11 protein-coding genes are annotated in these 13,495 nt (G+C 61.2%); 7 read left to right on the forward strand and 4 right to left on the reverse strand.

Features of this window, described 5'->3' with window-relative positions:
- Positions 1-108: 108 nt before the first annotated feature.
- Both ACIOU6_RS07135 and ACIOU6_RS07140 read left to right on the forward strand, forming a co-directional pair.
- Positions 109-1,836 (forward strand): C13 family peptidase, encoded by a 1,728-nt coding sequence (locus ACIOU6_RS07135; protein ID WP_221730202.1) that lies wholly within the window; start codon positions 109-111, stop codon positions 1,834-1,836.
- 27 nt (positions 1,837-1,863) lie between these two features.
- Positions 1,864-2,505 (forward strand): oxidoreductase, encoded by a 642-nt coding sequence (locus tag ACIOU6_RS07140; protein ID WP_401134973.1) that lies wholly within the window; start codon positions 1,864-1,866, stop codon positions 2,503-2,505.
- A 133-nt stretch (positions 2,506-2,638) separates the two neighbouring features.
- Here ACIOU6_RS07140 and ACIOU6_RS07145 read toward each other — a convergent pair whose 3' ends face one another.
- The 4 genes from ACIOU6_RS07145 to ACIOU6_RS07160 form a co-directional block, all read right to left on the reverse strand.
- Complete coding sequence (locus tag ACIOU6_RS07145; protein ID WP_221730204.1) at positions 2,639-2,923, reverse strand: YceK/YidQ family lipoprotein; 285 nt, start codon at positions 2,921-2,923, stop codon at positions 2,639-2,641.
- On the reverse strand, positions 2,916-3,563 hold the full coding sequence (gene ubiX, locus ACIOU6_RS07150) for a flavin prenyltransferase UbiX (protein WP_221730205.1): 648 nt from the start codon (positions 3,561-3,563) through the stop codon (positions 2,916-2,918). Before ubiX ends, ACIOU6_RS07145 begins: the two co-directional genes overlap by 8 nt.
- Positions 3,560-4,909 carry a UDP-N-acetylmuramate:L-alanyl-gamma-D-glutamyl-meso-diaminopimelate ligase gene (gene mpl / locus ACIOU6_RS07155; protein WP_221730206.1) on the reverse strand — a complete coding sequence of 450 codons (1,350 nt, stop codon included), beginning with the start codon at positions 4,907-4,909 and terminating at the stop codon, positions 3,560-3,562. Before mpl ends, ubiX begins: the two co-directional genes overlap by 4 nt.
- Before the next feature lie 146 nt (positions 4,910-5,055).
- On the reverse strand, positions 5,056-6,963 hold the full coding sequence (locus tag ACIOU6_RS07160; protein WP_401134978.1) for a sigma-54-dependent Fis family transcriptional regulator: 1,908 nt from the start codon (positions 6,961-6,963) through the stop codon (positions 5,056-5,058).
- Positions 6,964-7,265: 302 nt separating this feature from the next.
- On the opposite strand from ACIOU6_RS07160, the gene ACIOU6_RS07165 reads away from it, so the two are divergent.
- The 5 genes from ACIOU6_RS07165 to ACIOU6_RS07185 all read left to right on the forward strand — a co-directional run bounded on the left by ACIOU6_RS07165 (position 7,266) and on the right by ACIOU6_RS07185 (position 13,454).
- Positions 7,266-8,786: an aldehyde dehydrogenase family protein gene (locus ACIOU6_RS07165; RefSeq protein WP_401134981.1), complete on the forward strand. Its 1,521-nt coding sequence runs from the start codon at positions 7,266-7,268 to the stop codon at positions 8,784-8,786.
- A gap of 305 nt (positions 8,787-9,091) precedes the next feature.
- Positions 9,092-10,462 (forward strand): ethanolamine permease, encoded by a 1,371-nt coding sequence (eat, locus tag ACIOU6_RS07170; protein WP_401134984.1) that lies wholly within the window; start codon positions 9,092-9,094, stop codon positions 10,460-10,462.
- A gap of 190 nt (positions 10,463-10,652) precedes the next feature.
- Entirely contained in the window at positions 10,653-12,047 is a 1,395-nt protein-coding gene (locus ACIOU6_RS07175; RefSeq protein WP_221730210.1) for an ethanolamine ammonia-lyase subunit EutB, read from the forward strand.
- Between the two features lie 5 nt (positions 12,048-12,052).
- The gene (gene eutC, locus ACIOU6_RS07180; protein ID WP_401134986.1) at positions 12,053-12,877 is read left to right on the forward strand and encodes an ethanolamine ammonia-lyase subunit EutC; all 825 of its coding nucleotides are present in this window, start codon (positions 12,053-12,055) and stop codon (positions 12,875-12,877) included.
- 115 nt (positions 12,878-12,992) lie between these two features.
- A complete protein-coding gene (locus tag ACIOU6_RS07185) occupies positions 12,993-13,454 on the forward strand; it encodes an N-acetyltransferase (protein ID WP_221730212.1) in 462 nt (153 codons plus the stop codon).
- Positions 13,455-13,495: the final 41 nt, after the last annotated feature.

Consider the following 13,495-nt stretch of genomic DNA (forward strand, 5'->3'; position numbering starts at 1 on the left):
CCGGGATGCGAAGCAGCGCACGCTGTTTCGCATCCACTGTCTTACCGGCGGCTGTATAAGGTCACATAGCTGCGGCATACTCGGTCGCCTAATTGCCCGGATCCCGCTATGCGCTCACTCGCGACTCTTGCCCCCCTTGCCTTGACCCTGTTGCTTGCCGCTTGCGGCGACGGCGAATCGCTGTTGCCTCCCGATGCGCGGCTGCCGGATGGCGGACGCTATCGCGGTGAACTGGTCGACGGCTTGCTGCAAGGCCAAGGGCGCGTCGACTACCCCAACGGCAGTTGGTACGCCGGGCAGTTCGACAAGGGTCAGTGGCATGGTCAGGGCGAATGGCATGGCAGCAATGGCGAGGTCTATCGCGGCCAGTTCCAGCAAGGTCTGTTCGACGGCCAGGGCAGCCTGACCACCAACGCCAGCAGTTACACCGGGGGCTTCAAGCAGGGCCGACGGGACGGCGAAGGCACCCTGAAAGAAAACGCCATGACCTACCGTGGCGAGTTCAAGACTGATCAATATTCCGGGCTCGGCCGTCTCGAAATGGACGATGGCAGTTCCTATCAAGGCCAGTTCTCCCACGGCAAACCCAACGGCGAAGGCCAGCGTGGCGACTCCAGTGGCAACTCGTTCACCGGCCATTTCGTCAATGGTCAACTGGAAGGCAACGGCACCTTCAACAGCGCCGACGGTGACGTCTACGTCGGTGGTTTCAAGAACAACCAGTTGCACGGCAAGGGCCGCTACGAAAACGCCGACGGCGACGTGTGGCTCGGCCAGTTCAAGGAAGGCGCGCTGACCGGCAAGGGTGAACTGATCGGCGCCGACGGCAGCCATTACGTGGGCGAATTCAACGACTGGCGCTTCAGCGGTCAGGGACGCTTGAATCTGTCTGATGGCAGCTTTTACATCGGTGGTTTCGACAGCGACAGTTATTCCGGGCGCGGCACCCTGGTGCTGACCGATGGCAGCGTGATGAGCGGCACCTGGGTCAATGGCCAGCGAGTACGCGATGCCGACGGCAAGTTGCTGCCCGACATCCTCGAACTCGGCTTGCTGGCCCAGGGCCGCTTGCTTGATGACGCCTTGGCGGCCATCCCGGCCTCAACGCCAGCGGTTGAGCTGTACTCCCTGACCTTGGGCGGCGACGGCAAGCAAAGCGTGTTCCTGCGCGAATCCGATTACGTCGCCAACATGCTCAAAACGCGATTTGGGGCTTATGGCCAGATCCGTCTGGTCAACCACCGCGACCACCTCGCCGACCGACCGATGGCGACCCGGGAAAATCTGCGCCGCGCCGCGCAAACCCTCGCCGAACGCAGCGGCCCGGAAGACCTGCTGTTTATCTACCTGACCAGCCACGGCACCGCCGAACACGAACTGGTACTCGACCAGCCGCGCATGGAACTGGCCGACCTGCCCGCCGACGAACTCGCCGCAGTGCTGGCACCGCTGAAAAACCGCGACAAGATCATCGTGATTTCAGCGTGCTACTCCGGCGGTTTCATCCCGGCCCTCAAAGACGAACGCACGCTGATCATGACGGCTTCGCGCGCCGATCGCGTGTCCTTTGGCTGCTCCGAAGAAGCCAACTTCACCTACTTTGGCGATGCGCTGTTCGCCCAGGCGCTGAACCAGACCGACGATCTCGAACACGCCTTCAAACTGGCCAAAGCCACCGTCGCCGAGCGTGAACTGGCGGACAATTTCGAAGCCTCGGAGCCACAAATCTGGGCGCCGAAAACCGTGCTGTCACATTGGCAACTGCTGCGTAAACAGCAAGCCAGGAAAGCGTTGCAAAGTGCTGCATTGAACGACGCAGCGATAAAGAGCAACTAAGCTGAACAGTATCAAGGGAGAGACACTATGTACTTGACGCCTCAGCACGTATTGCTTGCCGGAGCCACCGGTTTGACCGGTGAACACCTACTCGACCGTTTGCTCAACGAGCCAACGATTTCTCGCGTGCTCGCCCCTTCCCGTCGACCATTGGCGGAACACCCGCATCTGGAAAACCCGGTCGGCGACCCGCAGGTTTTTCTGCCGCAACTCAGCGGCCGTGTCGACATCGCCTATTGCTGCCTCGGCACCACCATCAAACAGGCCGGCTCCGAAGCAGCCTTTCGTGCGGTCGACCTGGACATGGTGGTGGCGTTCGCCAAACGCGCACGGGAGATGGGCGCACGGCACCTGATCGTGATCAGCGCACTGGGCGCCGATCCGAAATCATCGATTTTCTACAATCGGGTCAAGGGTGAAATGGAACAGACATTGCGCGCGCAAGGCTGGCCGCAGCTGACCATTTGCCGGCCATCGCTGCTGCTCGGTGAACGCACCGAACCGCGTCTGGGCGAGCAACTGGCGGCGCCGTTTTCGAAACTGATCCCCGGTAAATACCGTGGCATCGAGGCCTGCCAACTGGCCAGAGCCATGTGGCGCCTGGCGCTGGAAGAACAGGATGGGGTGCGGGTGATTGAGTCAGATGAGTTGCGCAAGCTTGGCAAGTAGTTTTGTGGTGTCTGGGCTGACCTCTTCGCGAGCAAGCCCGCTCCCACAGTAATCTTCCGCGGACAAAAACTTGGCGTACGACTCTATCCCTGTGGGAGCGTGGCTTGCCCGCAAATGGAGTGCGAGCACTCCCCTACAATCCACCAGTCGCCTGAAACCCCACGCCAATCACCGTGAGCAACGACAACGGCAGTAACAGAGTATCGAGCAAAGCGCTGACTGGCAGATCCACGCCCGGATAGCTCGGCGCCTCAGCCCCGAATCGATCCATCGCGCAACACCCGCCATTGATCGCATACAAGTCCAGCCGCGTACCGGCATACACCACCGGCGCCCCCGGCTTGGCGGCATCGAGCGTGCGCGCCGTAGCACAACCGGCCAGTTGCAGCGCCAGCACAACGATCAGCAGCTTATTCATCGCTGCTCAGATGATGCTCGCCCCAACGCGGCAGCATGTCTTGGGGAATGCCCAGCAGATTGAGAATCCGCGCCACGACGAAGTCGATCAGGTCATCGATGGTCTGCGGCTGATGATAGAAACCCGGCGACGCCGGCAGGATGGTCACGCCCATGTTCGACAACTTGAGCATGTGCTCCAGATGAATGCTCGAATACGGCGCCTCACGCGGGACCAGAATCAACTGGCGGCGCTCCTTTAGCGTCACGTCGGCGGCGCGCTCGATCAGGTTGTTGCAGGCACCGGTGGCAATCGCCGACAGCGTGCCGGTGGAGCATGGCACGACGACCATCGCCGCAGGTGCACCGGAGCCGGAGGCCACTGGCGACATCCAGTCCTCCTTGCCATACACGCGAATCTGCCCGGCGGCCGCTCCGGTGTATTCGGTGAGAAATGCCTGCATCGTCTGCGGTTTGGGCGGCAGCGACACATCGGTCTCGGTGGCCATCACCAGTTGCGCAGCCTTGGAGATCAGGAAGTGCACTTCGCGATCTTCACGCACCAGACAATCGAGCAGGCGCAAACCGTACTGCGCGCCTGAAGCGCCGGTCATTGCCAGCGTGATGCGTTCGGGGCCATTGCTCTCCAAACGAGTGTTCATTGCAGCGCCTCGGCGAGTTTGCCGTGCAGGCCGCCGAAGCCGCCGTTGCTCATGATCACGACGTGAGTGCCGGGCTGAGCCTGGCTCTTCACCCGTTCGATAATGCCTTCCAGTGAATCGCTGACAATCGACGGCACCGTGCACAACGCAGCGGTGGCGGCCAGATCCCAGCCGAGGTTGGCCGGCGCGTACCAGATCACCTGATCGGCATCGACCACGCTGTCCGGCAAGCCGTCACGGTGAGCGCCGAGCTTCATCGAGTTGGAACGCGGCTCGATGATCGCGATCAAGGGCGCATCACCGATGCGCTTGCGCAAGCCGTCGAGGGTGGTGGCAATCGCCGTCGGATGGTGGGCGAAGTCGTCATAGATGGTGATACCGCGCACCTCAGCGACTTTTTCCATCCGCCGTTTGACGTTCTTGAAGGCGCTCAGCCCGGCAATGCCCATCGTCGGCACCACGCCAACATGACGCGCCGCCGCCAGCGCGGCCAAGGCGTTGGCCACGTTGTGCTGACCGGTCAGCTCCCACTCGACGGTGCCTTGGGACACGCCTTCGAACATGACTTCGAACGCCGAACCGTCGTCCTTCAGCAACTTGACCTGCCACTGCCCGCCGACACCGGTGGTTTGCACCGGGGTCCAGCAGCCCATCTCGATCACACGCTGCAAGGCAGGTTCGGTGGTCGGATGAATGACCAGGCCTTCACTCGGGATCGTGCGCACCAGATGGTGGAATTGCCGCTCGATCGCTGGCAGATCCGGGAAGATGTCCGCGTGATCGAACTCAAGGTTATTGAGGATCGCCGTACGCGGGCGGTAGTGAACGAACTTCGAGCGTTTGTCGAAGAAGGCGCTGTCGTACTCGTCAGCCTCGATCACAAAGAACGGCGTGCCACCCAAGCGTGCGGACACCGAGAAGTTCTGCGGCACGCCGCCGATCAGGAAACCCGGGCTCATGCCGGCGTGTTCCAGCACCCAGGCAAGCATGCTGCTGGTGGTGGTTTTGCCATGGGTACCGGCGACGGCCAGCACCCAGCGACCTTGCAGCACATGATCGGCCAGCCACTGCGGGCCGGACACGTACGGCAGGCCTTTGTTCAGCACATATTCCACCGCCGGATTGCCGCGGGACATGGCGTTGCCGATCACCACCAGATCCGGTGCCGGATCGAGCTGGGCCGGGTCGTAGCCCTGAGTCAGCACAATGCCTTGGGCCTCAAGCTGCGTGCTCATCGGCGGATAGACGTTGGCGTCGGAGCCGGTCACATGATGGCCCAGCTCTTTGGCCAGAACCGCCATCGAGCCCATGAAAGTCCCGCAGATACCCAGAATATGAATGTGCATAGTCGACCTCGTAAAACATGGCCGCAGGTTAGCGTAGGGAGGGGGAAATCGCACCTTGTGTTTCGCGCCTTCGCGAGCAAGCCCGCTCCCACAAACTCAGCGCCGTCCTCGTGACAGCGGGCTGCTCGCGAATGGCGCGACTCGGTTTAGCGGGCGATAGCGTGTTTGCGCAGCTTTCTGTAAAGCGTATTGCGACTGACCCCAAGCTGTTGCGCCGTTTGTGTCATGTGCCACCGCGTCTGTTCCAGCGCAGCGAGCAAGGCCAAGCGTTCGGCATCTTCAAGTGGATGCTCGGCCGCACAAACCTCCACAGCCACCCTCGATCGCATTTGTCGAATCATCGCCGGCAAATCCTCCAGCCCGACCCGCCCGTCATCACACAACGCCGCCAACGTGCGTAGCACGTTGCGTAACTGCCGCACATTGCCCGGCCAGTTGAACGCCAGCAACGCCGCACGCGCCGGCTCTTCGATCAGGATTGTTTCGCCACTCGCCTCTTCGGCCAGCAGAAAATCCAGCAATTGCGACTTGTCACTGCGATCACACAATGCCGGCAACGCCACTTCCAACCCATTGAGCCGGTAATACAGATCCTCACGGAAACTGCCGTCCTCGACCCGTCCCAGCAGATTGCGGTGGGTCGCGCTGATGATCCGCACGTTGACCGCTTCGGGCTCACCGCCAATCGGCACCACCTGCCGATCTTCCAGCACCCGCAACAAGCGAGTCTGCAAGGCCAGCGGCATGTCGCCGATTTCATCAAGGAACAACGTACCGCCATCGGCCTGCTGCAACTTGCCGCGCATACCGTCCTTGCGGGCGCCGGTGAAGCTGCCGCCGCGATAGCCGAACAGTTCGCTCTCGATCAGGCTCTCGGGGATTGCCGCACAGTTGAGCGCGACAAACGCCCTGTTCGATCGTTGACTGGCCTGATGCACAGCCTTTGCGAAAGCCTCTTTGCCGGAGCCGGTTTCACCGTTGATCAGCAGCGGTACATCGCGCTCGAACACGCGCAGGGCTTTACGAAAGTCCGCTTGCAGCGCCGCATCACCGAGGCAGATCCCCGACAGGCGCGCAGGCTCGGGTTTGATGGGGGCCGGGATGATCGGCATCGGTTTACGCGACTCGCCACGCAACACGGCAAACAAATGTCGCCCGTCACGGGTGCGCAGCGGCCAACTGGCGCTGGCGTTGGCACTCGCGCGGCCCAGCAACTCATCCAGCGAACAATCGAAAAACGCCTCGACCGGTTGGCCGAGCAACCTACCGCGAATATGCCCGAGCAGGTTCAGCGCACTCTGGTTGACCGCACTGATCCGCCCTTCCCCGTCAAACGCCAGCAAGCCTTCGCTGAACAGTCCGACGGACTCGGCCTGCAAATGAAAACGCAGCAACCATTGGTTATCGAAACAGCGCAGGAAGTAGCAACTCTCGATCATCTTCGCCGACAGATTGACCAGCGCCATGGTGTGGAACTGGCTCTGGCGCGAGACGTCGTGGCGCGCGGAAGACACGTCGAGCACCGCCAACAGTTCGCCGTGCGGGTCGAACACCGGGCTCGCCGAGCAGGTCAGGCCGGTGTGACGGCCGCGAAAGTGTTCATCTTGATGGATGGTCAGCGCCTGACGCTCGACCAGGCAAGTGCCGATGCCGTTGGTGCCTTCACAGGCTTCGCTCCAGTCAGCCCCCAGCCAGAGGCCGGCGCGCTCGAAAATCCTGCGCTCGGCGGGCGCGGTGACGCAGTTGAGGATCACCCCACGCGCATCGGTCAGCAACACCGCATGACCGGCGCCGGACAGTTGTTGATGCAGGCTGCTCATTTCATTGCCGGCGATCTGCAGAACCTGTTGCAGACGCTCGCGGCTTTCAAGCACGCGCCCGTGTTCGAGCACGGTGGGCGCCATGGCCAGGGCCGGGTCGAGGTGATAGTCCTCAAGACAACGCAGCCACGAGCGGGCAATCGAAGGATCGGCACCGGGCCCGTGCAGGTGCGGTTTGCCCTGGGTGGCCGTGAGAACCTGCTGGGCATGGCGACTCAAATGGTTGTCGTGCATTTCTTATTGTTCTCCCCGAGGCTCGACGGCCCAATGCTTGAGGTGACGCCCAGCATCCTCCAGCCACCGACGCATTGCAATGCTGGCGAGACTGCCCGGTCACTGGCTGTGCCGATAACAGTACAAACTGTCACCCCCGCTGTACCGAAACCGTCACAGGTGCGCTCCGCCCGTCCGACAAAAACCACGCAAGGCCTTGATTTACCTGACCTGCACGGCAGTGGCCCAACCTTTGCTCTACGCTTATAGCAAGCGCACTTGCGCGTTTCTCTAATAAGTACAAAGCCAAGGAGAACATCATCATGCGTTACGCTCACCCCGGTACTGAAGGCGCCAAAGTCTCGTTCAAGAGCAAGTACGGTAACTACATCGGCGGCGAGTTCGTCGCGCCTGTCAAAGGTCAGTACTTCACCAACACCTCGCCAGTGAATGGCCAACCGATTGCCGAATTCCCGCGCTCCACTGCCGAAGACATCGACAAGGCACTGGACGCTGCCCACGCCGCAGCCGATGCGTGGGGCGCGACCTCCGTGCAGGCGCGCTCGCTGATCCTGCTGAAAATTGCCGACCGCATCGAACAGAACCTCGAACTGCTGGCAATCACCGAAACCTGGGACAACGGCAAAGCCATCCGCGAAACCCTCAACGCCGACATCCCGCTGGCGGCCGACCATTTCCGTTACTTCGCTGGCTGCCTGCGTGCCCAGGAAGGCAGCGCTGCCGAAATCGACGGCAACACCGTGGCGTATCACATTCATGAACCGCTGGGCGTGGTCGGTCAGATCATCCCGTGGAACTTCCCGCTGCTGATGGCCGCGTGGAAACTCGCCCCGGCGCTGGCCGCCGGCAACTGCGTGGTGCTCAAACCGGCCGAGCAAACGCCACTGGGCATCTGTGTGCTGATGGAAGTGATCGGCGACCTGCTGCCACCGGGCGTACTCAACGTGGTGCAAGGCTTCGGCAAAGAAGCCGGCGAAGCCCTCGCCACCAGCAAACGCATCGCCAAGATCGCCTTCACCGGTTCGACCCCGGTCGGCTCGCACATCATGAAGTGCGCCGCCGAGAACATCATTCCGTCCACCGTCGAACTGGGTGGCAAGTCGCCGAACATCTTCTTCGAAGACATCATGCAGGCCGAGCCGACCTTCATTGAGAAGGCCGCTGAAGGTCTGGTGCTGGCGTTCTTCAATCAGGGCGAAGTCTGCACCTGCCCTTCCCGCGCGCTGGTACAGGAATCGATCTACGACGAATTCATGAAAGTGGTGATGAAGAAGGTCCTGTCGATCAAACGTGGCGACCCGCTGGACACCGACACCATGGTCGGTGCCCAAGCGTCCGAGCAACAATTCGACAAGATCCTTTCGTACCTGGAAATCGCCAAGGGCGAAGGCGCCGAACTGCTGACGGGCGGCAAGGTGGAAAAACTCGAGGGCAATCTGTCGACCGGGTATTACATCCAGCCGACCCTGCTCAAGGGCACCAACAAAATGCGCGTGTTCCAGGAAGAAATCTTCGGCCCAGTGGTGAGCATCACCACGTTCAAGGACGAAGCCGAAGCCTTGGCCATCGCCAACGACACCGAGTTCGGCCTCGGTGCGGGCCTGTGGACCCGCGACATCAACCGCGCCTACCGCATGGGCCGGGCGATCAAGGCCGGTCGCGTGTGGACCAACTGCTACCACCTGTACCCGGCGCATGCCGCGTTCGGCGGGTACAAGAAGTCCGGCGTTGGCCGTGAAACCCACAAGATGATGCTCGACCACTATCAGCAGACCAAAAACCTGCTGGTGAGCTACGACATCAATCCGCTGGGCTTCTTCTAAAACCCGGGGCGACACAGATGATTCTGTGTCGCCCTATCGACCGCTATCGCTGGCAAGCCAGCTCCCACAGGGTTGTGGGTGAATCCACTTTTTGAGTTCGACTCAGATCACTGTGGGAGCTGGCTTGCCAGCGATGGCGCCCTGACTGACACACCACCAAAGGCTGGCCGCTCTGGCACGGCCCTTGCGTACCCGTCATTCAGGATTTGCAGAAAAACTGCCGCTGCGTGAACAGCACTCATCCACCCCAACCGCCACACCCGAAAGTCCAACAGATCAAACAATAAAAAAGACAGCGAGGACTTATGACTACCACCACACAACTCAAACCCACACTCGGCACCCTGCACCTATGGGGCATTGCTGTCGGCCTGGTGATTTCCGGCGAATACTTCGGCTGGAGTTACGGCTGGGGCACCGCAGGCACCTTGGGTTTTCTGGTCACGGCCCTGATGGTCGCGACCATGTACACCTGCTTCATCTTCAGTTTCACCGAATTGACCACCGCGATTCCTCACGCCGGCGGGCCGTTTGCCTACAGCCGTCGGGCGTTCGGCGAAAAAGGCGGGTTGATCGCCGGCATCGCCACGCTGATCGAGTTCGTCTTCGCACCACCGGCCATCGCGATGGCCATCGGCGCCTACCTCAATGTGCAATACCCCGAGCTTGATCCGAAGATCGCTGCAGTCGGCGCCTATTTCGTGTTCATGACCCTGAACATTCTCGGCGTAAGCATCGCCGCGACCTTTGAGTTGGTGGTCACTGTGCTGGCCGTCGCCGAATTGCTGGTGTTCATGGGCGTGGTCGCGCCGGGCTTCAGTTTCAGCAATTTCGTGCTCAACGGCTGGTCGGGCTCCAACGAGTTCACCCTGGGTTCGATCCCCGGGATCTTTGCCGCGATACCGTTCGCGATCTGGTTCTTCCTCGCCATCGAAGGTGCGGCCATGGCGGCCGAGGAAGCCAAAGACCCGAAACGCACCATTCCCAAGGCTTATGTCAGCGGCATCCTGACTTTGGTGTTCCTCGCCATCGGCGTGATGGTGATGGCCGGCGGCGTTGGCGACTGGCGCCAACTGTCGAACATCAACGATCCGCTGCCGCAGGCCATGAAAGCGGTGGTCGGCAACAATTCGTCATGGATGCACATGCTGGTCTGGATCGGCCTGTTCGGTCTGGTGGCGAGTTTCCACGGCATCATTCTTGGCTACTCGCGTCAGTTCTTCGCCCTCGCCCGCGCCGGTTACCTGCCGAAAAGTCTGGCCAAACTCTCGCGGTTCCAGACGCCCCATCGCGCGATTCTGGCCGGTGGCGTGATCGGCATCGCTGCGATCTACAGCGACGGCCTGGTCAATCTGCAAGGCATGACGCTGACCGCGGCGATGATCACCATGTCGGTATTCGGCGCGATCGTGATGTACATCATCAGCATGCTCAGCCTGTTCAAACTGCGCAAAACCGAGCCGAACCTGGAACGCACCTTCCGCGCCCCGGGCTATCCGGTGGTGCCGGCCATCGCGCTGTTTCTGGCCGTGGTGTGCCTGGTGGCGATGGCGTGGTTCAACACGCTGATCGGCTGTGTGTTCCTTGGTTTCATGGCCATTGGGTATCTGTATTTCCAGTTGACCGCCAAGCAACGCGCCGACGCACCGACAGACGCTATGCTCGAAGGTATCTAGTTGCACCGGTACCGGGCCTTGCGCCCGGTGCCCGCATTATTGAAGTGCATGGAGATCCAATGTGGGAGGGGGCTTGCTCGCGAATGCGGCGTGTCATTCAACAATGATGTCGCCTGACACTACGTATTCGCGAGCAAGCCCGCGCCCACAGGGGATTGAGTTATCCACAGAATCAGGAGGACACCGCCCCATGGCCGCATTTGCCCATTCCGTCGGCGCCCAGACCTATCGCTTCGACAGCCTCAAGGACGTCATGGCCAAGGCCAGCCCGGCACGTTCCGGGGACTTTCTCGCCGGTGTCGCCGCGCTCAACGACGGTGAGCGCGTGGCCGCGCAAATGGCGCTGGCCGATATCCCGCTCACGCACTTTCTGCAAGAAGTGCTGATTCCCTATGAGTCCGATGAAGTCACCCGCCTGATCATCGACACCCATGACAAACAGGCCTTCGCCGTGGTCAGCCACCTCACCGTCGGCGGTTTTCGCGACTGGCTGCTCAGCGAGGCCGCCGATGAAACCAGCCTGCGTAATCTCGCGCCCGGCCTGACCCCGGAAATGGTCGCCGCCGTGTCGAAGATCATGCGCGTGCAGGATCTGGTGTTGGTGGCGCAGAAAATCCGCGTAGTGACCAAGTTTCGCGGCACCCTCGGCCTGCGCGGGCGCCTGTCAACTCGCCTGCAACCCAACCACCCGACCGACGAGCCGTCCGGCATTGCCGCAAGCATTCTTGACGGTCTGCTGTACGGCAACGGCGACGCGATGATCGGCATCAACCCGGCCACCGACAGCATCGCCTCAATCTGCGCGATGCTGGAAATGCTCGACGCGATCATCCAGCGCTACGACATTCCGACCCAAGCCTGCGTGCTGACCCACGTCACCACCTCCATCGAAGCGATCAACCGTGGCGTGCCGTTGGACCTGGTGTTCCAGTCGATCGCCGGCACCGAAGCGGCCAACGCCAGTTTCGGTATCAACCTGAATGTGTTGCAGGAAGGCTACGACGCCGGTTTAAGCCTGAACCGCGGCACCCTTGGGCAAAACCTGATGTATTTCGAAACCGGTCAGGGCAGCGCCCTGTCGGCCAACGCCCACCATGGCGTCGATCAACAGACCTGCGAGACCCGAGCCTACGCTGTGGCCCGCCATTTCAAGCCGTTTCTGGTGAACACCGTCGTAGGATTTATCGGCCCGGAATACCTCTACAACGGCAAACAGATCATTCGCGCCGGCCTCGAAGACCACTTCTGTGGCAAGTTGCTCGGCGTGCCGATGGGTTGCGACATCTGCTACACCAACCACGCCGAGGCCGATCAGGACGACATGGACACCCTGCTGACCCTCTTGGGTGTCGCCGGGATCAACTTCATCATGGGCATCCCCGGCTCCGACGACATCATGCTCAACTACCAGACCACCTCGTTCCACGACGCGCTCTACGCCCGCCAGACCCTGGGCCTGAAACCGGCGCCGGAATTCGAGCAATGGCTGGCGAACATGGGCATTTTCACTCAGGCGGACGGCAAGGTTCGCTTCGGCAACAACCTGCCGCCGGCCTTCCGCCAGGCCTTGGCGCAACTGGGATGAGTCTTATGGAAAACCCGCCCGTCGACCCGCAAAACCCATGGCTGGAACTGCGTCGCCTGACCCCCGCGCGGATCGCCCTCGGCCGCACCGGCACCAGCCTGCCGACCCGCGCACAACTGGATTTCCAGTTCGCCCACGCCCAGGCGCGGGATGCGGTGCATCTGCCGTTCGATCATGCCGGGCTCAGCGCCCAACTCAATGAGCGCGGGCGCCAGACGTTGCTGCTGCACAGCGCGGCGGTGGATCGCAACAGCTACCTGCAACGCCCCGATCTGGGGCGCAAGTTGAGTGATGACTCAGCCCAGGCTCTGCGCGACTATGCGGCGACCAATCCCGGCGGCGTGGATCTGGCGATTGTCGTCGCCGATGGTTTGTCGGCGCTGGCCGTGCATCGCCACACGCTGCCACTGCTGACCCGACTGGAAGAGCAAATGAGCGCCGATGGCTGGTCCGCTGCGCCGGTCATCCTCGTGGAACAGGGCCGCGTCGCGGTCGGCGATGAAATAGGTGAACGGCTGGGTGCAAAAATGCTGGTGATGCTGATTGGCGAACGCCCGGGCCTCAGTTCGCCCGACAGCCTGGGGGTGTATTTCACCTACAATCCAAAGATCGGGCTGACCGATGCCTACCGCAACTGCATTTCCAATGTGCGGCTTGAGGGCTTGAGCTACGGCATGGCGGCACATCGCTTGCTGTACCTGATGCGCGAAGCCTGCCGACGGCAACTGTCGGGGGTCAATCTGAAGGACGAAGCACAGGTTCAGACGCTGGAGTCGGACGCCGGTGCGGACATGAAAGGAAACTTCCTACTCGGCCCGTCGACAACCTGAACCGATTCCGCATTGCGTTTCTGCGCCGGTATCAGGCAGGATCGACGCACGGCCGCCAGGGTTTCCCATCGCCGTCAGAGCAGTTGAAGACAGCCACTTGAAGACGAGACCTATCATGCGGATTATTCAAGCGACCCTCGAACACCTGGATTTACTGACTCCGATGTTCGTCACCTATCGTGAGTTCTACGGTTCACTGCCTTACCCGGATTCCTCCCGCGCGTTTCTCGAAAAACGCCTGCGCCGCAAGGAATCGGTGATCTATCTGGCCCTCGCCGACGATGACGACAAGAAGCTGATGGGCTTCTGTCAGCTCTATCCAAGTTTCTCTTCGTTGTCGCTCAAGCGCGTGTGGATCCTCAACGACATCTATGTCGCCGAAGACGCCCGCCGCCAACTGGTCGCCGACAACCTGATCCGCACCGCGAAGAAAATGGCCAAGGAAACCCAGGCCGTGCGCATGCGCGTTTCCACCAGTGCCGATAACGAAGTGGCACAGAAAACCTACGAGTCCATCGGGTTCAAGGAAGACACCGAGTTCAAGAACTACGTGCTGCCGATCAGCGACGAGCTCTGAACCCAAAAGATCGCAGCCTTCGGCAGTGCCTACAGAACAAC

Origin of the sequence: Pseudomonas sp. NPDC087615, assembly GCF_044743445.1 — a bacterium.
Taxonomy (GTDB): domain Bacteria; phylum Pseudomonadota; class Gammaproteobacteria; order Pseudomonadales; family Pseudomonadaceae; genus Aquipseudomonas; species Aquipseudomonas baetica_A.